Here is a 22,514-nt window from a genome sequence, read left to right as displayed (position 1 = left end):
TCCCGAAGGGAACTGCCGTGTTAAACCGTTATCCTTTGTGGAAGTACATCATGCTGGTCGTCGTGATTCTCGTCGGCCTGCTGTATGCGCTTCCTAACCTTTATGGTGAGGATCCGGCCGTTCAGATCACTGGTGCGCGCGGTGGCGCCGCCAGTGAGCAAACGTTGGATCAGATCCAGACCGTATTAAAACAAGACAATATCCAGAGCAAATCCCTCGCGCTGGAAAATGGTGCCATTCTGGCCCGTTTCGCTAACACGGATATTCAGCTGCGCGCGCGTGAAGCCATCACCAATGCGCTGGGCGAAGATTTCGTCGTGGCGCTCAACCTGGCCCCTGCCACACCGCGCTGGCTGACCATGCTGGCCGCTGAACCGATGAAACTCGGCCTCGATCTGCGCGGCGGCGTGCACTTCCTGATGGAAGTCGACATGGATACTGCCCTCGGCAAGCTGCAGGAGCAGAATGCTGATGGCCTGCGCAGCGATCTGCGCGAAAAAAATATCCCCTACACCAACGTTAGCAAAATCGCTAACTACGGCACCGAAATACGCTTCCGCGACGGCGCCAGCCGTGATGCGGCCATCAGCTATCTGACGCCGCGCCATCGCGACCTGGTGATCACCAGCGCTGGCAGCGACACGCTGCGTGCGGTGATGACCGATGCGCGTCTGAGTGAAGCGCGCGAATATGCGGTGCAGCAGAACATTAACATCCTGCGTAACCGTGTGAACCAGCTGGGTGTTGCTGAGCCGCTGGTACAGCGTCAGGGCGCTGACCGCATCGTGGTTGAGCTGCCGGGTATCCAGGATACCGCGCGTGCTAAAGAGATTCTGGGTGCTACCGCAACGCTGGAGTTCCGCCTGGTCAACACCTCGGTGGATCCGAGCGCAGCCGCCAGCGGCCGCGTGCCGGGTGACTCGGAAGTGAAAAAGACGCGTGAAGGTCAGCCGGTGGTGCTGTACAAGCGCGTGATTCTCACCGGTGACCACATTACCGACTCGACGTCCAGTATGGATGAGTACAACCAGCCGCAGGTGAATATCTCGCTTGATGGCGCCGGCGGTAACATTATGTCCAACTTCACTAAGGACAACATCGGCAAGCCGATGGCGACCCTGTTTGTGGAGTACAAGGACAGCGGTAAGAAAGATGCGAACGGTCGTGCGATTCTGGTGAAGCAGGAAGAAGTGATTAACGTGGCGAACATTCAGTCGCGCCTCGGCAACAGCTTCCGAATTACCGGTATCAGCAACCCGAACGAAGCGCGTCAGCTGTCGCTGCTGCTGCGTGCCGGTGCGCTGATTGCGCCAATCCAGATTGTGGAAGAGCGGACCATCGGTCCAACCATGGGCCAGCAGAACATCACGCAGGGTCTCGAAGCCTGTCTGTGGGGTCTGATCGCCTCCATCATCTTTATGGTGGTGTTCTACAAGAAGTTTGGTCTGATTGCGACCAGCGCACTGCTGTGCAACCTGGTGCTGATTGTCGGCATCATGTCACTGTTACCGGGCGCCACGCTCACCATGCCGGGCATTGCCGGTATCGTGCTGACGCTGGCGGTGGCGGTGGATGCTAACGTGTTGATTAACGAACGTATTAAAGAAGAACTGCGTAACGGACGCTCGGTACAGCAGGCGATTCATGAAGGCTACAAAGGCGCCTTCTCCAGTATCGTCGACGCCAACGTCACCACGCTGATTAAAGTTATCATTCTTTATGCGGTCGGTACCGGCTCGATCAAAGGGTTTGCGATCACCACGGCTATCGGTATCGCGACTTCCATGTTCACCGCTATCGTCGGCACCCGTGCCATCGTTAACCTGGTGTACGGCGGCAAACGCATCAATAAGCTGTCTATCTGAGGAGTGCGTTGTGGCACAGGAATATAGTATTGAACAGCTGAACCATGGGCGTAAAGTCGTCGACTTTATGCGCTGGGACACGCTGGCCTTTATCATCTCCGGCCTGCTGATTGTGGCGTCCATCGCCATTATCGGTGTGCGCGGCTTTAACTGGGGGCTCGATTTCACCGGCGGGACGGTGATTGAGATCAACCTCGAGAAGCCGGCGGATCTGGATGCGCTGCGTGACGGGCTGGTGAAGGCAGGCTTTGAGGAGCCGCTGGTACAGAACTTTGGCAGCAGCCGTGATGTGATGGTGCGTATGCCACCGACCACCGGCAATGCAGGCCAGGAGTTGGGCAACAAAGTGGTTGCCTCGATCAACCAGACGACGCAGCAGAACGCGACCGTGAAGCGGATTGAGTTCGTGGGCCCGAGCGTGGGCAGCGATCTGGCGCAGGCCGGGGCGATGGCGCTGCTGTCGGCGCTGATTGCGATTCTGATCTACATCGGCTTTCGCTTTGAGTGGCGTCTGGCGCTGGGCACCGTGCTGGCGCTGGCGCACGACGTGATCATCACCTGCGGCATTCTGTCGCTGTTCCACATTGAGATCGATCTGACGATTGTGGCGTCGCTGATGTCGGTGATTGGTTACTCGCTCAACGATAAGATCGTGGTTTCCGACCGTATTCGTGAGAACTTCCGCAAAATCCGTCGCGGTTCTTCTTACGACATCACTAACGTGTCGCTGACCCAGACGCTGAGCCGTACGTTGATCACCTCGATCACCACGCTGGCGATGATCCTGATCCTGTTCATCTTTGGTGGCGCGCTGCTGAAAGGCTTCTCGCTGACCATGCTGATCGGTGTCACCATCGGTACCGTTTCGTCGATCTACGTGTCGTCCGCGCTGGCGCTGAAGCTGGGCATGAAGCGTGAACACATGCTGGTGCAGAAAGTGGAGAAAGAGGGCGCCGATCAGCCTTCGATTCTGCCGTAATTGTGCCGGAGAAATGAAACGGGCTGCCTGAGTGCAGCCCGTTTTTTTTATGCCTGACGCCAGAGTTACTGGCCTGCAACGACCGTGCTGGCATCCGTCACCGCCTGCACATCATGCACGCGCACGTAGCCGAGCTGACCCGGTGCCAGCCCGCTGAGGCGCAGCGGTACGCTGACCGAACTGCGCGGCATCAGACTGGCGGGCACGGTAATGGTCTGGCTCAGGCTGTCGGCGTTCAGCGGCTTGCCGCTGGCGGGATCCATTTCGCCCCATACCACGCGGGCGCTGAGTGCCGGCACCGGCTTATCATCGGTTGAACGGATATTCAGGTTAGCGCGGCTGCCGCTGGCTTCCCCCTCAACGTGCGACAGCGACAGGCGCAGTTTACCCAGCTGCGTCTGCAGCTCTACCGGCGTATTCGCCTGCGGGAGTAACCATGCGCCCTGCGTCGACTGGCTGTTGAGCTGCCCCTGAATCTCCAGCGCGCTGGCCTGACTGGTCAGTTTGCGCATCTGCTGGTTGAGCTGGCTCACTTCCTGATGCAGCGCTTTGACCTGAGGTGAAGCGGGGGTGGAGCTGCAACCACTGAGCACCAGCGCAGCAAGCGCTGCCGGCACCCAAATCATCCTGAACGTCATGCAATGTCCTTCCGGTTATTTAGGGATACGTAAAACCTGGCCGGGATAGATCTTATCAGGATGCGTCAGCATTGGCTTGTTCGCTTCAAAGATCTTGTTGTATTCGTTCGGCGTGCCGTACACCTGCTTCGAGATAGCGCTCAGGGTATCGCCTTTTTTCACCGTGTAGAATTCGGCCTGCGTGGCGCTGTCACTGGTGGTGACGTTATCTTCCACTTTGGTGATGCCGGCCACGTTACCCGCCGCCACCAGAATCTTCTCTTTCAACTCCTGCGAGATACCGTCACCGCTGACCTTCACGGTATCGCCCTGGACATCGACTTTCACTTTATCGCTGTCGGGCAGGCCGAGTTGATTAATGTGCTCCTGCAGCTTTTTGCTCTGGTCATCGCCGCCTGACACCGCATCCCACAGTTTTTCACCCGCTTCTTTGACGAAATTGAATAAACCCATACATCCTCCTGTCATTAAGCCGGATTGGCTCTCTAAGCTTAGTAACTTTTCACGGTTTGCTGTAACCGTCAGGCGTCGCTGTGAGCCAGGTGGCGATTCTCCGCCCTGTATTTTGTTGCAACCGGGAACGCGCTACACTATCTGCCCCCAATTCTCGCGACAGGAAACGTCATGCATTGCCCATTCTGCTCCGCTGTGGACACCAAAGTGATTGATTCACGTCTGGTTAGTGAGGGCTCCTCAGTGCGCCGCCGCCGCCAGTGCCTGGTATGCCATGAGCGTTTTACCACCTTTGAAGTGGCCGAGCTGGTAATGCCGCGCGTGGTGAAAAGCAACGACGTGCGCGAACCCTTTAACGAAGATAAGCTGGCCAGCGGCATGATGAAGGCGCTGGAGAAGCGTCCGGTGAGCGCGGATGCCGTCGACAACGCGGTCAATCACATCAAAACCCAGCTGCGCGCCACCGGCGAACGTGAAATTCCCAGCAAGCTGATTGGTAACCTGGTGATGGAAGAGCTGAAGAAGCTGGATAAAGTCGCTTATATTCGCTTCGCATCGGTGTACCGCAGTTTTGAAGATATTCGTGACTTTGGCGAAGAGATCGCCCGCTTACAGGATTAATCCATGACCGATGCGCACTACATGGCGCGCGCGCTGGAACTGGCGCGGCGCGGACAATATACCACCACCCCGAATCCTAACGTCGGATGCGTTATCGTGCGCGATGGTGAGATCGTGGGCGAAGGCTGGCATCAGCGCGCCGGTGAACCGCACGCGGAAGTGCACGCGCTGCGCATGGCGGGTGACCGCGCACGCGGTGCGACCGCGTATGTCACGCTGGAACCCTGCAGCCATCACGGTCGGACGCCGCCGTGCTGCGATGCGCTGATTGCCGCCGGCGTCAGCCGGGTGGTCGCGGCGATGCAGGATCCTAATCCGCAGGTGGCCGGGCGCGGCTTGTATCGTTTACAGCAGGCCGGCATCGACGTGAGTCACGGCCTGATGATGAACGACGCGGAAGCACTGAATCGCGGTTTTCTCAAACGCATGCGCACCGGTTTTCCGTGGATTCAGCTCAAACTTGGCGCCTCGCTGGATGGTCGTACCGCCATGGCCAGCGGCGAAAGCCAGTGGATCACTTCGGCAGCGGCAAGGCGCGATGTGCAACGTTTACGTGCCCGCAGTTCAGCTATCCTTACCACCAGCGCCACCGTGCTGGCGGACAATCCGTCGCTGACGGTGCGCTGGGATGAACTGAGCGAGACCGTGCGCCAGCAGCTGGATGAGAGCCAGCTGCGTCAGCCGGTGCGGGTGGTGATCGACAGCCAGCAGCGCGTGACGCCGCAGCACCGTTTGATCGCCCAGCCCGGCGAAACCTGGCTGATGCGCACGGAGGCTGATGCACAAAGCTGGCCGCCGGGCGTGAGCCAGATTGAGGTGCCGCCGCGCGGTGAGCAGCTCGATCTGGTGGCGATGATGATGCTGCTCGGTCAGCGTCAGATCAACAGCGTGTGGGTCGAGGCCGGTGCCGGTCTGGCCGGTGCGCTGCTGCAGGCCGGACTGGTGGATGAACTGATCGTTTATCTGGCGCCGAAACTGCTGGGTAACGCCGCGCGCGGCCTGTGTGCGCTGCCGGGACTGGAAACGCTGGCCGATGCGCCAGCGCTGAATTTTAGCGACGTGCGTCAGGTTGGCGACGATTTACGGCTGACCCTGACACCACGCTGAGCATGCACGGAAAAGCCTGAGCGCGTTGCCGAAGAGTATGATAGAATCCGCCCCCTTCTGCGGGGCCATAAAACAAACACCCAAAGGATATGTATGAAAGTTATCGAAGCTGCTGTTGCCACGCCTGATGCCAATATTGCCATCGTAATCGCGCGTTTTAACCATTTCATCAATGACAGCCTGCTGGACGGTGCAGTTGACGCGCTGAAGCGTATTGGCCAGGTCAAAGCGGAAAACATCACCGTGGTCTGGGTACCGGGCGCTTACGAGCTGCCGCTGGCGGCACGCGCCCTGGCGAAAACCGGCAAGCACGACGCGATCGTTGCACTGGGCACGGTGATCCGTGGCGGTACCGCACACTTCGAATACGTGGCGGGTGAAGCCAGCTCCGGCATCGCTCACGTAGCGATGAACAGCGAAATTCCGGTGACCTTCGGCGTCCTGACCACCGAAAACATCGAGCAGGCGATTGAACGCGCCGGCACTAAAGCGGGTAACAAAGGCGCCGAAGCGGCCCTGACCGCACTTGAAATGATTAACGTATTGAAAGCCATCAAAGCCTGATTTTTGTAAGGGGAATTTTGTGAAACCTGCTGCTCGTCGTCGCGCCCGTGAGTGCGCTGTCCAGGCGCTTTACTCCTGGCAGTTGTCTAACAACGACATTGCCGATGTGGAATACCAGTTTCTGGCGGAACAAGACGTCAAAGACGTCGATATTAGCTATTTCCGCGAACTGCTGGCCGGTGTGGCGACCAACAGCGCGTTCCTGGACGGCCTGATGAAGCCTTACCTGTCGCGCCAGCTGGAAGAGCTGGGCCAGGTAGAAAAAGCCATCCTGCGCATTTCGCTCTATGAACTGAGCAAGCGTGACGATGTGCCGTACAAAGTGGCGATCAACGAAGGTATCGAACTGGCTAAAGTGTTTGGTGCTGAAGACAGCCATAAATTTGTTAACGGCGTGCTGGATAAAGCCGCTCCGCAAATTCGACCGAACAAAAAATAAGTGCAAAAGGCCGGCTCACCGGCCTTTTTTCATTGAGACCTGACTTATGTCCTGTGGTGAATTCGAACTGATCGCACGTTATTTTAACCGCGTCACCAGCTCCCGCCGCGATGTGGAGAAGGGAATTGGTGACGACTGCGCGTTACTTAACGTGCCGGAAAAACAGACGCTGGCCATCAGCACCGATACGCTGGTGGCGGGCGTGCATTTCTTACGTGATATCCATCCGGCCGATCTCGGCTACAAAGCGCTGGCGGTTAACCTGAGCGACCTGGCGGCGATGGGCGCCGATCCGGCATGGTTAACGCTGGCGTTAACCCTGCCCGAAGTGGATGAGCCGTGGCTGGCGGCGTTCAGCGACAGCCTGTTTGAGCTGCTGGATTATTACGATATGCAGCTGATAGGCGGCGATACCACGCGCGGGCCGCTCAGCCTGACGCTGGGCATTCATGGCCTGGTGCCGGCCGGCCGTGCGCTGAAGCGCGCCGGGGCCAAACCGGGTGACTGGATTTTTGTCACCGGCACGCTGGGCGACAGCGCTGCTGGTCTGTCGCTGCTGCAGCACCATCATCGCCTGAACGATCCGGCGGTGCATGAAGTGCTGATCAAGCGCCATCTGCGCCCGATGCCGCGTGTGCTGCAGGGCCAGGCGCTGCGCAATCTGGCGACATCAGCCATCGATCTGTCCGATGGCCTGATCTCCGATCTCGGCCACATTCTCACCGCCAGCCGCGTCGGTGCCCGCATCAATCTGGATGCGCTGCCGCTGTCGGCTGCGTTGCGCGATCACTTTGAGCCTGAGCAGGTGCTGCGCTGGGCGCTGAGCGGGGGTGAAGATTATGAGCTGTGCTTTACCGTGCCGGAAGTCAATCGTGGTGCGCTGGATGTGGCGCTGGGCCATCTTGGCGTGGCGTATACCTGCATCGGCCAGATCGCGCCGGAAGCAGAAGGGCTGACGCTGCTGGAGAACGGCAAGCCGCGCAGTTTCCATCACAAGGGATTTGATCACTTTGACGCTAAATAAAGATGTGGCTAAAAGCCGTCTGCGCATGGCCAATCCGTGGCACCTGCTGGCGACCGGTTTTGGCAGCGGCCTGAGCCCGATTATGCCCGGCACCGCCGGTTCAATTGCCGCCATTCCCTTCTGGTGGCTGATGACGCTGCTGCCGCTGCAGCTGTATTCGCTGCTGGTGCTGATTGGCATTAGCGTGGGTGTCTACCTGTGTCACCGCACCGCGCGTGATATGGGTGTGCACGACCATGGCAGCATCGTGTGGGATGAGTTCATCGGCATGTGGATTACGCTGATGGCGATACCTGCGATGAGCTGGCAATGGGTGCTGGCCGGCTTTGTGATTTTCCGTATTTTTGACATGTGGAAGCCGTGGCCGATTCGCTGGTTCGACCGTAACGTGCATGGCGGCATGGGCATTATGGTTGATGACATTATCGCCGGGGTCATTTCAGCGGCGATTTTGTATGGGTTGGGGCTGGTGCTTTAATGCGCCAAATGTGCATGAATGCGCACCCTACAGAAAGCGTTGCCATGAATGCCTAGCCCACAGCAGGTCGCCATGCATGCATTGCCTGTGACATCAGGTCGCCCTAAAGGCGACCTGACTGGACCGTTACTCGAATCCCACCACCGGATGCGGTTGATAGACGCTCTCCAGCTCGGCGATATCGGTTGAACTCAGCTCCACGTCGACGGCTTTCACCAGCTCGGCAAACTGCTGCTCGCGCGAGGCACCAATAATCGGCGCGGTAACCACCGGCTTATGCAGCAGCCACGCCAGCGCCACCTGCGCGCGCGTCACGCCTTTGTCCGCAGCCACCGTTGCCAGCCGTTGCGCAATCGCCGCGTCATTCTCTTCGGTGCCGGTATAGAGTTTTTCCATTACGTTATCCGACACCGAACGCGCAGTGGTTTCTCCCCACGGACGCGTCAGCTTACCGCGCGCCAGCGGGCTCCACGGCAGCACCGCGATGCCTTCGCGCTGGCACAGCGGATGCATCTCCTTCTCTTCTTCGCGCTGAATCAGGTTGTACTGATCCTGCATACTGACAAAACGCGCCCAGCCATGCTGCTGCTGTAACTGCAGCGCCTGCGCAAACTGGGTGGCATGCATCGAGGAAGCCCCGATGTAACGCGCTTTGCCTGACCGCACTACCTGATCGAGCGCTTCCAGCGTCTCTTCAATCGGCGTGGCGTAATCCCAGCGATGAATCTGCAGCAGATCGACATACTCCATACCAAGCCGCGTCAGGCTGTCATCAATCGACTGCAGAATATTGGTGCGCGACAGCCCCTGCGACAGGTTGCTCAGCGGAAAGTAGACTTTGGTCGCCACCACCACCCGATCGCGCTGCGCATAATCTTTGAGCGCGCGGCCGAGGATCTCCTCACTGCTGCCATCGGAGTAGCTGTTAGCGGTGTCGAAGAAGTTGATGCCCGCGTCCAGCGCCTGCTTAATCAGCGGTCGGCTGCTCTCTTCCGGCAGCGTCCAGGCGTGATTACCGCGCAGCGGATCGCCATAGGTCATACAGCCTAAACAGAGACGTGAAACCTGCAGATCGGTCTGGCCTAAACGAACGGTTTTCATGAAGGGCTCCTGCTCTTATGCGTGGGGTTTTACCCTCAAGCATAGCAGCAGGAGCGGGGAAGGGCGGTTACTGCGCCAGCCAGGCGGCGATTTGCTGCTGGATGCCTGCGGCGTCCAGCTGATAATCCTGACGCACTTCTTCCTGCGTCCCCTGCGGAATGAACTCATCCGGCAGGCCGAGGTTAAGCACCGGCACGCGCAGGCGTTTCGCCATCACGTATTCGTTGACGCCGCTGCCGGCACCGCCTTTGATCGCGCCTTCTTCCAGCGTAATCAGCGCGTCGTGGCTGGCCGCCAGTTCGCTAATCAGGGCTTCATCCAGCGGCTTAACAAAGCGCATGTCGACCAGCGTGGCGTTGAGCGCGTCGGCGGCGGCCTGCGCTTCCGGCAGCAGAGTACCAAAGTTGAGGATGGCCAGCTGCTCGCCGCGACGCCGGATGACCCCTTTGCCAAGCGGCAGGCTGGCCAGCGGTTCCAGCGTGGCGCCGGTACCGGTGCCGCGCGGATAGCGCACCGCGCTCGGGCCGTCCTGATAGTGGTAGCCGGTGTAAAGCATCTGACGACACTCGTTTTCATCGCTTGGCGTCATGATCACCATGCCCGGCACGCAGCGCAGATAGGCGATATCAAACGCCCCCTGGTGCGTCTGTCCGTCGGCACCCACGATACCGCCGCGATCGATAGCAAACAGGACCGGCAATTGCTGAATTGCCACGTCGTGAATCACCTGGTCGTAGGCGCGCTGCAGGAAGGTGGAGTAAATCGCCACCACCGGCTTATAACCGCCGATGGCCATGCCTGCGGCAAACGTCACCGCATGCTGCTCGGCGATCGCCACGTCAAAATACTGCTGCGGATAATCACGCGAGTAGCTCACCATGCCGGAGCCTTCGCGCATGGCCGGCGTCACTGCCATCAGTCGCGCATCGTCGGCGGCCATCTCGCTAAGCCAGTTACCAAAAATTTTCGAGTAGCTCGGCAGGCCCGGCGCGCTTTTCGGCAGCGAGCCGCTGGCCGGATCGAATTTTGGCACCGCGTGCCAGGTAATCGGATCTTCTTCCGCCGGCGCGTAGCCCTTGCCCTTTTTGGTCATGATGTGCAGGAACTGCGGCCCTTTCAGATCGCGCATATTCTTCAGCGTGCTGACCAGCGTCAGCACATCGTGACCGTCGACCGGACCGATATAGTTAAAGCCCAGCTCCTCAAACAGCGTGCCCGGCACCACCATGCCTTTCAGGTGCTCTTCGGTGCGCTTCACCAGCTCTTTGATCGGCGGCAGCCCGCCCAGCACGCGCTTGCCGCCTTCGCGCAGGCGTGAATAGGTTTTCCCCGAGAGAATCTGCGCCAGGCGATTGTTCAGCGCGCCCACGTTTTCAGAGATCGACATTTCGTTGTCGTTGAGGATCACCAGCATGTCCGGCTTGATATCACCAGCGTGGTTCATGGCTTCAAACGCCATGCCCGCGGTAATCGCGCCGTCGCCAATAATACAGGCGGTGCGGCGACCTTTGCCTTCGCGTTCGGCGGCCACGGCCATGCCGAGACCGGCGCTGATGGACGTCGACGAGTGGCCCACGCTCAGCACGTCATATTCGCTTTCGCCGCGCCACGGGAACGGGTGCAGGCCATTTTTCTGACGGATAGTGCCGATACGGTCGCGGCGGCCGGTCAGAATCTTGTGCGGATAGGCCTGATGGCCGACGTCCCACACCAGATGATCAAACGGGGTGTTGTATACATAATGCAACGCGACGGTCAGCTCGACGACGCCCAGACCCGAAGCAAAGTGGCCGGACGAGCGGCTCACGCTGTCCAGCAGATACTGACGCAGCTCGTCGCACAGGTCCGGAAGTTTTTCTTTAGGCAGTAAACGTAATTCCTGAACCGTGCCTGCTAACGCCAGTGTCGGGTATTTTGCAATATCAAAACTCATCAGAGACTCATTATATAAGTTATTTATCGCGTTCAATTATAAAGCTGGCCAGCGCCTGCAGAGCGGACGTGTCATACGACTGTGCCGCCAGCACCTCCAGCGCGCCCAGTGCTTCGCGATAGAGATCCTGCGCTTTGGCCCGCGCGTTATCCAGTCCCAGCAGCGCCGGGTAAGTGCTTTTCCCCAGCGCCTGATCGGCTCCCTGGGTTTTGCCCAGAACGGCGGTATCGCCGACCACATCAAGGATGTCATCCTGCACCTGAAACGCCAGTCCGATGGCGTTGGCGTAGATATCCAGCTGCGGCAGCGCATCGCGGCCCGCGGCACCCGCAGTGAGGGCGCCGAGACGCACGGCGGCGCGGATCAGCGCGCCGGTTTTATGGCGATGGATCTGCTCCAGCTGGTTCAGGTCCACGGATTGGCCTTCGGCGGCTAAATCCAGCGCCTGGCCACCGCACATGCCGGCCACGCCGCTGGCCTGCGCCAGTTCGGAAATCATGGCAATGCGATCCTGCGGGCTTACGCCGGGCATCGGCTGGTCCGCAAGAATGGTAAACGCCAGGGTTTGCAGGGCATCGCCGGCCAGAATCGCCGTGTCTTCGCCATATTTGATATGGCAGGTTGGCTGCCCGCGACGTAACGCATCGTCGTCCATCGCCGGCAGGTCATCATGAATCAATGAGTAAGCGTGAATGCACTCCACCGCTGCGGCGGGGGCATCCAGGCTGGCCGCCTCGGCGCGCAGCATCTCGCCAGTGGCATACACCAGAAACGGGCGCAGGCGCTTACCGCCTAATAGTGCCCCATATTGCATGGCGTTCACCAGAGGAGAACTCTGAAAAGGAAGTGGATCTATTAAGCGCGTCAACGCCTGGTTCACGCGCTCATGGTAGGCGCGCTGCAGTTGCACGAAATCCATTACTCATTTTCCGGCGTGAAAGGGGTGAGCGGGGCGTCTTTGTCGTCGCTCAGCAGAATCTGCACGCGCTGTTCCGCCGCCTGCAGGGTTTGCTGGCCGCTGCGTGCCAGCTGTACGCCGCGCTCGAATTCATTCAGCGCCTCTTCCAGCGGCAGTTCGCCACTCTCCAGACGGCTGACAATTTGTTCCAGCTGCTGCAGTGCGTTTTCAAAACTCACGGGCGCTTCGGCTTTTTTCGGCATAATCAGTGTCGACTCACAGGTTGGGACATTATGTTGCAATCGGTCATGGTAGCCGACGGGCATTGATTAGCAAAATAATCAATGCGGCGAAGGTTGCTTACAGCAGTCACCCGACAAAGGTGATATACTTGCGCGCCTCGGATGCGGTGGCTGATGCCAACCCGCAATTATATGATTTTACCAGCTAAGTGTTGATGATTTTAGCACTTATTTGCCCAACGAAGCTGTGTCGCCATGAAGTTTATCATCAAGCTCTTCCCTGAAATCACCATCAAAAGTCAGTCGGTGCGCCTGCGCTTTATTAAAATTCTGACCGGTAACATCCGTAATACCCTGCGCACCCTCGACGAAGAGATCGCCGTGGTGCGCCACTGGGATCACATCGAAGTGCGCGCGAAGAAGGAAGCGCTGCGTGCCACCGTCACGGAAGAGCTGACGCGCATTCCCGGTATCCACCATGTGCTGGCGGTCGAAGACCGCGCCTATACCGACATGCACGATATCTTCGAGCAGACGCTGGCGCTCAACCGCGAGCGGCTGGAAGGCAAGAGCTTCTGCGTGCGCGTGAAGCGTCGCGGCAAGCACAGCTTTAGCTCGCAGGATGTGGAGCGCTACGTCGGCGGCGGTCTCAATCAGCACATTGAAAGCGCGCGCGTGCAGCTGAATCATCCGGATGTGACGGTGAATCTGGAGATTGAAGACGATCGTCTGCTGCTGATTACCGGCCGCTATGAAGGCCTGGGCGGCTTCCCGATCGGCACCCAGGAAGATGTGCTGTCGCTGATTTCCGGCGGCTTTGACTCCGGCGTCTCCAGCTATATGCTGATGCGCCGCGGCTGTCGCGTGCACTACTGCTTCTTTAACCTTGGCGGCGCGGCGCATGAAATCGGCGTGCGTCAGGTGGCGCACTATCTGTGGCAGCGTTTTGGCCGTTCACATCGCGTGCGTTTTGTCGCCATCAATTTTGAGCCGGTGGTGGGCGAGATTCTGGAAAAAGTTGATGACGGCCAGATGGGCGTGGTGCTGAAGCGCATGATGGTACGTGCGGCATCGATGGTGGCTGAGCGTTACGGCGTGCAGGCGCTGGTGACCGGTGAGGCGCTGGGCCAGGTCTCCAGCCAGACGCTGACTAACCTGCGTTTGATTGATAACGCGTCCGACACGCTGATTCTACGCCCGCTGATCTCGCACGATAAAGAGCACATCATCAATATTGCGCGTCAGATCGGCACCGAAGACTTCGCCCGCACCATGCCGGAGTACTGCGGCGTGATTTCGAAAAGCCCCACGGTGAAAGCGGTAAAGGCGAAGATTGAAGCCGAAGAGCAGAACTTCGATTTCGACATTCTGCAGCGCGTGGTGCAGGAAGCCAGCAACGTCGATATCCGTGAAATCGCGGAGCAGACGGAAGAAGAAGTGGTGGAAGTGGAAACCGTGGCGTCATTCAGCGGCAACGATGTGGTGCTGGATATCCGTTCAATTGATGAACAGGACGACAAGCCGCTGGCGCTGACCGGAGTGGAAGTGAAATCGCTGCCGTTCTATAAGCTGAGCACTCAGTTCGGCGATCTCGATCAGAGCAGAACCTGGTTGCTGTACTGCGATCGCGGCGTGATGAGCCGGTTGCAGGCGTTGTATCTGCATGAGCAGGGCTTTAAGAACGTGAAGGTGTACCGTCCGTAACCGCGGCGGGAGTTAAGCCTGGCGCGCCTGATTTCGGGTGCACGGGCAAAACCCGGTGCGCAGGAATGCGCACCCTGTAATCACCGCGACGAATAAAACTGTGCGCTGATCCCGTGAGGTCGCCATTGATGGCGACTTTTTTTATGCGCGCTCTTCAAATTCCTGATAATTATAAATCCCTGCCGCCAGCACCAGCTGTGATGCGACTTCACGCGCTTGCTCTTTATCCACCAGCAGATCAATCAGCTTCAGGGCAAAATCGATCGCCGTGCCCGGCCCCTGGCTGGTCAGCAGATTAACGCGCGGATCCCACACCACGCGGCGCTCCATCCATTTCTCCTCCGGAATGGTGTGCTTCAGGCCGGGAAAACCGGTCATATTGCCCACCGGAAACAGGTCATGCGGCACCAGCACCGTGCCCGGCGCGGCACAGATCGCCGCGACAATTTTGCCTGACAGATGACACTGGCGTACCGTCTCCACCAGCAGCGGGCTGTCGCGGAAGGTTTCAGCGCCTTTGAGGCCGCCCGGCAGGACGATGGCGGCAAAATCGTTATCCGCCACTTCAACCAGCGGTGCGTCAGCCAGCAGGCGTACGCCGCGGGAGCAGACAATCTCGCGCGTGCCGTCGCTCTCCACGCTGGCGGTGGTCACCTTCAGGCCGGCGCGGACCAGCAGGTCAATGGTGGTGACTGCTTCGGTCTCTTCACTGCCATGGGCCAGGCAAACCAGCACTGATGCGTTCGCGCTCATATTGGGACTCCTTGCGTTTAATCAGGTCGTACAGGCGGGTGTTTTCCGGCAGTGCAATCCCCTGCGCGCGGGCGCGGCGCAGCAGGTAGCCGGTAATGTAATCAATTTCAGTCTGACGCTGCGCACGCACATCCTGCAGCATTGAGGAGACGTTGGCGGCGGTGCTGTCGATGACGTCGTAAATAATGTCGCGCAGGTTATCCAGCGCAATGTGCTGGCCCTCGCGCTCCATCACCCAGGCCAGCTCCTCGCACAGCCGTTTAATCTGCTCCGGCCAGGCGCGCAGCGCGCCGTTCTGGCAGTCGTGCTCAACCGTCAGCGTGTTGATCACGCAGTTAACTGCCAGCTTGCGCCAGCTGGCGGACGCGATGTTATCGTGCCACGCCACGTCCGGCAGCGCCTGATGCAGAATATCGGCGATATCGCTCAGCGCCGCGCTTTCGCGGCTGGCAGGCCCGATGTGGGTGATGCCCTGCGCGACATGTTTAATCACCGTGCCGTCGCGCATCGCCGCGTGCGTGGTGATGCCGCGCAGCAGCGGTTGCTGCACTTCTTTGAGCTCTTCGATCGTACCCATGCCGTTGTGCAGCAGCAGGATCGGCGCGTGGCGCGGCAGCACGCTTTGCAGGTTTTTCACCGCAGGTGAAACCTGTGGCGCTTTCAGGGTCACCAGTAGCAGCTGGCTTTCAGCCAGAAACAGCGGATCGTTAGCGATGAAGGTGTGATTGCTGACGTGGCCCTGCGGATCAACCACGTTGACCGAACAGTACGGCTGCGGTACGCGCAGCCAGCCCTGAACGTCATGTCCCTGGCGTGCAAGGGCCGCGAGCCAGATTTGCCCCAGGGCGCCGCAACCCAACACGGTAATTTTCATTATGCCTCCCGCTGGCGGGTGGGTGAATGGGTGTCACACCCTTAATTATAGCTTTCCGCGTCGCGTGTTTTATTAGCGCGACAAGACGCGTATTATGCATGTCACTTTAGTATCAGGAGAAGAAAAGATGCCATCTTTCGATATCGTTTCCGAAGTCGAACTGCCGGAAGTGCGTAATGCGGTGGAGAATGCCAACCGTGAGATCTCAACCCGTTTCGATTTCCGCAACGTGAGCGCCAGCTTTGAGCTCAACGAAAAGAATGAGACCATCAAAGTCACCAGCGAATCGGATTTTCAGGTGAAGCAGCTGGTGGATATTCTGCGTGAAAAGCTGCTGAAGCGCGGCATTGAAGGCGCGGCGATTGAAGTACCGGAAGAGATTGTGCACAGCGGTAAAAGCTGGAGCGTTGAAGCGAAGCTGAAAAAAGGCATCGAAAGCGATGTCGCGAAGAAAATCGTTAAGCTCATCAAAGACAGCAAACTGAAAGTGCAGACGCAGATTCAGGGTGAAGAGCTGCGCGTCACCGGTAAATCCCGCGACGATCTGCAGGGTGCGATGGCGCTGGTGCGCGGTGGCAACCTGGGGCAGCCGTTCCAGTTCAAAAACTTCCGCGATTAATCCCCTCTGTCGCGTGCCGCACGACGATACAGCGTGCTGCGCGCGACCCCCAGCGCCTGCGCCGCTTTACTGATATTGCCGTCATAGCGCTGCAGCGTTTCACTGATCAGCTGTTCATCGTGGCGTTCGCGCAGCGGCGGTGCCGGCGGGCGGCGATACTCTGCCGGCAAGTGACTTTCCGTCAGCGTTTCGCCCTCATCGGCGAGCGCCAGCAGCACGCGCAGCAGACTGCGTAGCTGGCGCACATTGCCCGGCCATGGCTGCTGCGCCAGCGCCGTCAGCAGTGCCGGGGACAGCTGTACGCCACGCTGCGCGGCTCCCAGCTCCTGCCATAAATCGCGGATAAACCCGGCGACGTTCGGCCAGGCGCGCAGCGGCGGAAGGGTCAGCGCGAACTCCTGCAGACGATAGAGCAAATCTTCACGAAATTCGCCGGCGGCCACGCGCTGGGCCAGATCGCGATGCGTGGCGCAAATCACGGCAAAATTCACCGGCCAGCTGCGACTGGAGCCGAGCGGCGCCACCTCTTTTTCCTGCAGCACGCGCAGCAAACGGGTCTGCAGCGTCAGCGGCATATCACCGATTTCATCCAGAAACAGCACGCCGCCATCCGCTTCGCGAATTTTGCCGATGTAGCCATTTTTACTGGCGCCGGTAAATGCGCCGGGCTGGTAGCCAAACAGTTCGGATTCAATCAGCGCTTCGGGGATGGCGGCACAGTTGATGGCGACAAACTTGCCCGTGCGCCAGCGGCTTTGCTGGTGCAGAGCACGGCTGACATACTCCTTGCCGCTGCCGGTTTCACCATAAATGCACAGCGAAACGCCGGCATCCAGCAACCGCACCATTTTTGCGCCGTCAGCTCCCAGCACGCGCGGCAGGTCATGCGTGCGACTGTCCGGCACGCTGACGTGGCTGCGCTGCGGCGCGCGCAGGCGGAACCAGTAGCGCTGCGTGCCAATGTCGACCGCGGCGGGAACGCTGTTGGCCTGCTGCTGCAGTTGCGGAAACAGCTGCTGAAACGTCAGGCTGGCAAAGCGGTCGGCGCTGAGAGCCAGTTCGCGCATCGCCAGCCGGTTGGCTGCGGTCAGCACATTGTCAGAGAATACCAGCAGCAGTTCATCACTGGTGTCGATGCCCTGCGGCTGCGGATGCAGACTGAGCAGCCACTGCTGCGGATGCAGGCTCTGCTTCACCCACAGGTACTCGATCTGCTTTGCCGCTGCTTTCACCCGGTTCAGGGTATGCGGATGCGGAAAGTGTGCCGGACCCGAGATATCCAGCACGCCGGCTATCTGGCCGTTGGGCATCTGCAACGGCATCGCGGCGCAGTACAGACCCTGATTGCGCGTCAGGAAATGCTGCTGGCCATCAATTTCACAGCCGTCATCAATCGCCAGCGCGGTGCCAATCGCATTGGTGCCGCGTCCGCATTCACTCCACAGATTACCGGGTGCCAGGGCAAAGCGCTGGGCTTTCTCCAGCGCCTGCATATCGCCAAAGGTGTTCAGCACCAGCCCGCTGGCATCGGTCAGGATCACCACCGACTGCGTCTCCGCCATCTGCTGCGCCAGCTGGCGGATGACCGGCTGCGCAAACTGCTGCAACCCGGCGTTGCTGGCCAGCACATCGGCCAGCTCGCCCTGACGCACGCGCGGGAAATCGTCGGCGCTGCGCTCTAATCCATACAGCTGGCTGCGGAACCAGGAGTCGCTTAACAACGGGTTAGCGTGCACGGCAGACGCGGCTGAATTTCCCTGCATGAGTGACCTCAGAACGGCGTGTAAGTGTTGCAACATTGTAGCGTTCGGGTTTCTGCACTGTTGCGATACGCAACACAGATACCGCGTTTGTCCTGGGGAACTGGCAGGGTTGCTGGTAGGGGGATTTTATTTGATTGATAAATAACGAATTTATTGCTTTTTCGCCTGATGAGAAAAAACTGGCACGCGCGCTGCAATACCAACACAGGCAGTTGCGCTGCCTGTTCAGACCCTCTGACCTGATAATAAGGAGTTTGCGATGCGTTATGCACATCCCGGCACGCCCGGCGCGCTGGTCTCTTTCCAGGCGACCTACGGCAACTATATCGCCGGCAACTTCACCGAGCCGCTGAGCGGCCAGTACTTTATGAACACCTCGCCGGTAGACGGCAGCGATATCGCTCAGTTCCCGCGCTCCGACGCGCGCGATATCGATCTGGCGCTGGATGCCGCGCATCAGGCTGCGGATGCGTGGGGCAAAACCAGCGTACAGCAGCGCGCCAACCTGCTGCTGCAGGTGGCCGATCGCATGGAAGCCAGTCTCGAGAAGCTGGCGGTAGCGGAGAGCTGGGATAACGGTAAACCGATTCGCGAGACGCTCAACGCCGATCTGCCGCTGGCGGTCGACCATTTTCGCTACTTTGCCGGCTGCCTGCGCGCGCAGGAGGGCAGCACCGCTGAGATCGACGAAACCACGGTGGCCTATCACTTCCACGAGCCGCTCGGCGTAGTCGGACAGATCATCCCGTGGAATTTCCCGCTGCTCATGGCGGCGTGGAAGCTGGCACCGGCGCTGGCCGCCGGTAACTGCGTGGTGCTGAAACCGGCTGAGCAGACGCCGCTTGGTATTACGCTGCTGATGGAGCTGATTGGCGATCTGTTCCCTCCGGGCGTGCTGAATGTAGTGCAGGGCTTTGGCCGCGAAGCCGGCGAAGCGCTGGCCACCAGCAAGCGCATCGCTAAAATTGCCTTTACCGGATCCACGCCGGTCGGGCGGCATATCATGGCCTGTGCGGCGGAGAACATCATTCCCTGCACCGTCGAGCTGGGCGGCAAATCACCCAACATCTACTTCGCGGATGTGATGTCGGGCGAAGAGGCGTTCATCGAGAAAGCGGTCGAGGGGCTGGTGCTGGGCTTCTTTAATCAGGGTGAAGTCTGTACCTGTCCTTCGCGCGCGTTGATTCATGAATCGATCTACCAGCCCTTTATGGAGCGGGTGCTGGCCAAGGTTGCCACCATTCGCCGTGGCGATCCGCTCGATACCGACACCATGATCGGGGCTCAGGCTTCGCGCCAGCAATTCGATAAAATCCTGTCCTATATCAACATCGCCCGTGAAGAAGGCGGTCAGATTCTGACAGGGGGCGAGCGTGCGCATATCGCCGCGGAGCTGGATAACGGATTCTATATCCAGCCCACCCTGATCAAGGGCAGCAACCAGATGCGCTGTTTCCAGGAGGAGATTTTTGGGCCAGTGATTGGCGTCACCACATTCCACGATGAGGCAGAGGCGCTCGCGATCGCCAATGAAACCCAGTTTGGTCTGGGCGCGGGCGTGTGGACGCGCGATACCAATCTGGCGTATCGCATGGGTCGCGGCATTAAAGCCGGTCGCGTCTGGACCAACTGCTATCACATCTATCCCGCCCATGCGGCATTCGGTGGCTACAAGCAGTCGGGCGTCGGGCGTGAGACCCACAAAATGGCGCTCAGCGCCTATCAGCAAACCAAAAATCTGCTGGTCAGCTATGGCACAGCGCCACTGGGGCTGTTCTGAGTCTGCATCCGTTCAAATGGAGAGTGAAAGATGAATATGCAAATCAAAACCACCATGAAAGCCGCGATTGTAAAGGCGTTTGGTGAACCGCTGGTGATTGAGCAGGTGCCGGTGCCGTCCGTTGGGCCAGGGCAGATTCTGGTGAAAATCGCCGCCACCGGCGTGTGCCATACCGACCTGCACGCCGCCGAAGGCGACTGGCCGATCAAGCCCAATCCGCCGTTTATTCCCGGCCATGAAGGCGTCGGGCAGGTGGTGGCCATTGGCGAAGGGGTGAAACATCTCAAACTGGGCGATCGCGTCGGTGTACCGTGGCTCTACTCGGCGTGTGGTCACTGCGAGCACTGCCTCGACAGCTGGGAAACGCTGTGTCTGTCGCAGCAGAATGCCGGCTATTCGGTCAACGGCAGCTTTGCCGAGTACTGCCTGGCGGATGCCAACTACGTCGGCATCATTCCGGATAACGTTGAGTTTAATGAAGTGGCACCGATTCTGTGTGCTGGCGTAACCGTCTATAAAGGCCTGAAGATGACCGATACCAAACCGGGTGACTGGGTGGTGGTTTCCGGCATCGGCGGCCTGGGGCACATGGCTATTCAGTATGCGGTGGCGATGGGGCTCAACGTGGCGGCGGTCGACATCGACGACGATAAGCTGGCATTTGCCAAACGGCTCGGTGCCAGCGTGGTTGCCAATGCGAAGCAGGTCGATCCGGCGAAAGTGTTCCAGGAAAGTTTTGGCGGTGCGCACGGTGTGCTCGTAACGGCGGTCTCGCCAAAAGCATTTGAACAGGCGATCGGCACGCTGCGTCGCGGCGGCACCATGGTGCTTAACGGCCTGCCGCCGGGGAAATTCGATCTCTCGATCTTCGACATGGTACTGGATGGCATTACGGTGCGCGGCTCGATTGTCGGTACGCGTAAAGATCTGCAGGAGGCGCTGGATTTTGCCGGTCGCCATAAGGTGAAAGCGAATGTCGCGGTTGAGCCGCTGACTAATATCAACGATATCTTTGCGCGCATGCACGCCGGCAAAATTGAAGGGCGTATTGTGGTGGATATGTCGCTGTAGTGACGCTGAGCGGACCGCGTGGCGCCAGAGCATCGCGGTCCGCTGTGGTTAAGGCATTAACTGCTGGCGAGCAGCGCCTCCAGTTCCACGCGGCTCGTCACTTTGCTGTCAATTTTAATGTAGGCACTTTTCTCTTCCGGCACGATAAACACTGACGCCACGCCGGGCTGCGCGCGCAGCCGCTTCTCCAGATTCGGTACTGCCAGCACCGCATCACTCAGCACCAGGCGCAGGCTGCTGACGTACGGCGGCTCCTGCATCGACATGGCGACAAACAGCCACGCCGCAGCCACTATCGCGCCGACCAGAAACACCGTTTGCGCATCGAAGTGGCCGAAAATCCAGCCGCCCAGGCTGCCGCCAATCGCGACGCCAATAAACTGGCTGGTGGAGTAAATCCCCATGGCCGTGCCTTTGTAGCCCGCCGGCGACTCTTTGCTGATCAGCGACGGCAGAATCGCTTCCATCAGGTTAAAGGCGAGGAAAAACAGCTGCACGCCAATCACCAGCGTCCAGAAGTGGCCCGCGGCGCCCCACAGTACAATTTCCGCGATGATGATCAGCGCCACGCAGCCGACAAACACCCGCTTCATGCGGCGCTTTACCTCGGCATAGATAATAAACGGCACCACGGCGACAAACGCCACCAGCATGGTCACCAGATACACTTTCCAGTGTTCAGCCGCCGGGAAGCCTGCCTGTTCAAACTGGCCCGGCAGCGCGACGAAGCTCGACATCAGCAAAATGTGCAGACAGAGAATGCCGATATTCAGCTTCAGCAATTTGGGATTAGCCAGCACTGCGCGAATGCTGCCTTTGACCATGCCGGATTCGCGGTTCAGCACGTGTCCCGGCGCATTGGGCACGACCAGCAGGGTGATCACGATACCCAGGCTGGCGAGCAGGGCAATCATCCAGAACAGCGCGTGCAGACCCAGCGCGTGCGTGACAATCGGGCCGACCACCATGGCAATCGCAAAGGTAACGCCGAAGCTGATGCCGATAAACGCCATCGCTTTGGTGCGGTTCTGTTCCCGGGTCAGGTCTGACAGCAGCGCCATCACCGCCGCGGCAATGGCACCGGAGCCCTGCAGCGCGCGACCAAGGATAATGCCCCAGATGGAGGTGCTGGTGGCGGCAATAAGGCTACCGAGCACAAACAGCAGCAGGCCACCGACAATCAGCGGCTTGCGGCCAATACGGTCGGACAGCAGACCAAAGGGGATCTGAAACACGGCCTGCGCCAGACCATAAATACCAATTGCCAGACCGATCAACGTTTCGCTGGCGCCCTGTAAAGCCATACCGTAAGTGGTCAGTACCGGCAGGACCATAAACATTCCCAGCATGCGCAGGGAAAAAACTGTGCCTAAACCCCATGTTGCCCGAAGCTCAACTGGTGTCATTCTATTATCGTTCATTCCAACCTCTGTAAGTTTATGCCCCTGGGACTTCAGGTTGCAGCGGCACAGGTTGCGCGCCCTTATCTGCGACCCGGCTCACCGGGACATGCAGCGCTTATTTTAGGAAGCAGGGCAGGGCGGGTAAAACAATTGTTTTTAAGCAGTGGTAACAAAAAGAAAGGGCGCGAAATTCGCGCCCTTGTCC

The 22,514-nt window shown here is 59.1% G+C and carries 22 protein-coding genes; 12 read left to right on the top strand and 10 right to left on the bottom strand.

The features are described 5' to 3' along the window. Positions 1-17 precede the first annotated feature (17 nt). Together secD and secF are read left to right on the top strand one after the other, a co-directional pair. Positions 18-1,865: a protein translocase subunit SecD gene (gene secD / locus OXR61_RS21270; RefSeq protein WP_071813591.1), complete on the top strand. Its 1,848-nt coding sequence runs from the start codon at positions 18-20 to the stop codon at positions 1,863-1,865. A 10-nt stretch (positions 1,866-1,875) separates the two neighbouring features. Then, positions 1,876-2,844, top strand: a complete 969-nt coding sequence (gene secF / locus OXR61_RS21265; protein ID WP_021507157.1) for a protein translocase subunit SecF — start codon at positions 1,876-1,878, stop codon at positions 2,842-2,844. 65 nt (positions 2,845-2,909) lie between these two features. Here the strand turns inward: secF and OXR61_RS21260 are convergent, their stop codons facing one another. After that, positions 2,910-3,482 carry a DUF3251 domain-containing protein gene (locus OXR61_RS21260; RefSeq protein ID WP_031279646.1) on the bottom strand — a complete coding sequence of 191 codons (573 nt, stop codon included), beginning with the start codon at positions 3,480-3,482 and terminating at the stop codon, positions 2,910-2,912. Positions 3,483-3,497: 15 nt separating this feature from the next. Next, positions 3,498-3,935 (bottom strand): peptidoglycan-binding protein LysM, encoded by a 438-nt coding sequence (lysM, locus tag OXR61_RS21255; RefSeq protein WP_021507159.1) that lies wholly within the window; start codon positions 3,933-3,935, stop codon positions 3,498-3,500. Positions 3,936-4,106: 171 nt separating this feature from the next. On the opposite strand from lysM, the gene nrdR reads away from it, so the two are divergent. From nrdR to pgpA, 6 genes are all read left to right on the top strand, one after another. Next, on the top strand, positions 4,107-4,556 hold the full coding sequence (nrdR, locus tag OXR61_RS21250; protein ID WP_031279647.1) for a transcriptional regulator NrdR: 450 nt from the start codon (positions 4,107-4,109) through the stop codon (positions 4,554-4,556). Positions 4,557-4,559: 3 nt separating this feature from the next. Further along, complete coding sequence (gene ribD / locus OXR61_RS21245; protein ID WP_021507161.1) at positions 4,560-5,663, top strand: bifunctional diaminohydroxyphosphoribosylaminopyrimidine deaminase/5-amino-6-(5-phosphoribosylamino)uracil reductase RibD; 1,104 nt, start codon at positions 4,560-4,562, stop codon at positions 5,661-5,663. Between the two features lie 93 nt (positions 5,664-5,756). Continuing rightward, positions 5,757-6,227: a 6,7-dimethyl-8-ribityllumazine synthase gene (ribE, locus tag OXR61_RS21240; protein ID WP_267412547.1), complete on the top strand. Its 471-nt coding sequence runs from the start codon at positions 5,757-5,759 to the stop codon at positions 6,225-6,227. Between the two features lie 19 nt (positions 6,228-6,246). Then, positions 6,247-6,666 carry a transcription antitermination factor NusB gene (nusB, locus tag OXR61_RS21235; RefSeq protein WP_031279648.1) on the top strand — a complete coding sequence of 140 codons (420 nt, stop codon included), beginning with the start codon at positions 6,247-6,249 and terminating at the stop codon, positions 6,664-6,666. A gap of 46 nt (positions 6,667-6,712) precedes the next feature. After that, complete coding sequence (thiL, locus tag OXR61_RS21230; protein ID WP_021507164.1) at positions 6,713-7,690, top strand: thiamine-phosphate kinase; 978 nt, start codon at positions 6,713-6,715, stop codon at positions 7,688-7,690. Beyond that, a complete protein-coding gene (gene pgpA, locus OXR61_RS21225; RefSeq protein ID WP_021507165.1) occupies positions 7,677-8,168 on the top strand; it encodes a phosphatidylglycerophosphatase A in 492 nt (163 codons plus the stop codon). The genes thiL and pgpA overlap by 14 nt, the downstream gene beginning before the upstream one ends. 126 nt (positions 8,169-8,294) lie before the next feature. On the opposite strand, the gene OXR61_RS21220 is transcribed toward pgpA, so the two are convergent. The 4 genes from OXR61_RS21220 to xseB form a co-directional block, all read right to left on the bottom strand. Beyond that, the gene (locus OXR61_RS21220; protein ID WP_021507166.1) at positions 8,295-9,269 is read right to left on the bottom strand and encodes an aldo/keto reductase; all 975 of its coding nucleotides are present in this window, start codon (positions 9,267-9,269) and stop codon (positions 8,295-8,297) included. 67 nt (positions 9,270-9,336) lie between these two features. Beyond that, positions 9,337-11,202 carry a 1-deoxy-D-xylulose-5-phosphate synthase gene (gene dxs / locus OXR61_RS21215; RefSeq protein ID WP_021507167.1) on the bottom strand — a complete coding sequence of 622 codons (1,866 nt, stop codon included), beginning with the start codon at positions 11,200-11,202 and terminating at the stop codon, positions 9,337-9,339. A gap of 19 nt (positions 11,203-11,221) precedes the next feature. After that, a complete protein-coding gene (gene ispA / locus OXR61_RS21210) occupies positions 11,222-12,121 on the bottom strand; it encodes a (2E,6E)-farnesyl diphosphate synthase (protein WP_021507168.1) in 900 nt (299 codons plus the stop codon). Beyond that, on the bottom strand, positions 12,121-12,363 hold the full coding sequence (gene xseB, locus OXR61_RS21205) for an exodeoxyribonuclease VII small subunit (protein WP_021507169.1): 243 nt from the start codon (positions 12,361-12,363) through the stop codon (positions 12,121-12,123). The genes ispA and xseB overlap by 1 nt, the downstream gene beginning before the upstream one ends. A 234-nt stretch (positions 12,364-12,597) precedes the next feature. On the opposite strand from xseB, the gene thiI reads away from it, so the two are divergent. Beyond that, positions 12,598-14,046: a tRNA uracil 4-sulfurtransferase ThiI gene (thiI, locus tag OXR61_RS21200; protein ID WP_021507170.1), complete on the top strand. Its 1,449-nt coding sequence runs from the start codon at positions 12,598-12,600 to the stop codon at positions 14,044-14,046. A gap of 141 nt (positions 14,047-14,187) precedes the next feature. Here the strand turns inward: thiI and yajL are convergent, their stop codons facing one another. Together yajL and panE are read right to left on the bottom strand one after the other, a co-directional pair. Continuing rightward, on the bottom strand, positions 14,188-14,799 hold the full coding sequence (gene yajL / locus OXR61_RS21195) for a protein deglycase YajL (protein WP_058781215.1): 612 nt from the start codon (positions 14,797-14,799) through the stop codon (positions 14,188-14,190). Beyond that, on the bottom strand, positions 14,753-15,673 hold the full coding sequence (panE, locus tag OXR61_RS21190) for a 2-dehydropantoate 2-reductase (RefSeq protein ID WP_021507172.1): 921 nt from the start codon (positions 15,671-15,673) through the stop codon (positions 14,753-14,755). The genes yajL and panE overlap by 47 nt, the downstream gene beginning before the upstream one ends. Positions 15,674-15,800: 127 nt before the next feature. On the opposite strand from panE, the gene OXR61_RS21185 reads away from it, so the two are divergent. Continuing rightward, positions 15,801-16,292 carry a YajQ family cyclic di-GMP-binding protein gene (locus tag OXR61_RS21185; RefSeq protein ID WP_021507173.1) on the top strand — a complete coding sequence of 164 codons (492 nt, stop codon included), beginning with the start codon at positions 15,801-15,803 and terminating at the stop codon, positions 16,290-16,292. Here the strand turns inward: OXR61_RS21185 and OXR61_RS21180 are convergent. Beyond that, positions 16,289-18,055, bottom strand: coding sequence for a sigma-54-dependent Fis family transcriptional regulator (locus tag OXR61_RS21180; protein ID WP_031279649.1), 1,767 nt, complete (start codon positions 18,053-18,055; stop codon positions 16,289-16,291). The genes OXR61_RS21185 and OXR61_RS21180 overlap by 4 nt on opposite strands. 259 nt (positions 18,056-18,314) lie before the next feature. Between OXR61_RS21180 and OXR61_RS21175 the strand changes: the two genes are divergently transcribed. Both OXR61_RS21175 and adhP read left to right on the top strand, forming a co-directional pair. Further along, positions 18,315-19,835, top strand: a complete 1,521-nt coding sequence (locus OXR61_RS21175; RefSeq protein ID WP_021507175.1) for an aldehyde dehydrogenase family protein — start codon at positions 18,315-18,317, stop codon at positions 19,833-19,835. Positions 19,836-19,871: 36 nt separating this feature from the next. Continuing rightward, positions 19,872-20,906 (top strand): alcohol dehydrogenase AdhP, encoded by a 1,035-nt coding sequence (adhP, locus tag OXR61_RS21170; protein WP_031279650.1) that lies wholly within the window; start codon positions 19,872-19,874, stop codon positions 20,904-20,906. Between the two features lie 56 nt (positions 20,907-20,962). Here the strand turns inward: adhP and OXR61_RS21165 are convergent, their stop codons facing one another. Next, complete coding sequence (locus tag OXR61_RS21165; RefSeq protein WP_031279651.1) at positions 20,963-22,327, bottom strand: MFS transporter; 1,365 nt, start codon at positions 22,325-22,327, stop codon at positions 20,963-20,965. Positions 22,328-22,514: the final 187 nt, after the last annotated feature.

The sequence above is a fragment of the Pantoea sp. GM_Pan_4 genome, assembly GCF_026541005.1.
Classification (GTDB): domain Bacteria; phylum Pseudomonadota; class Gammaproteobacteria; order Enterobacterales; family Enterobacteriaceae; genus Pantoea; species Pantoea dispersa.
This window is presented reverse-complemented; position numbering and strand designations above follow the sequence as displayed.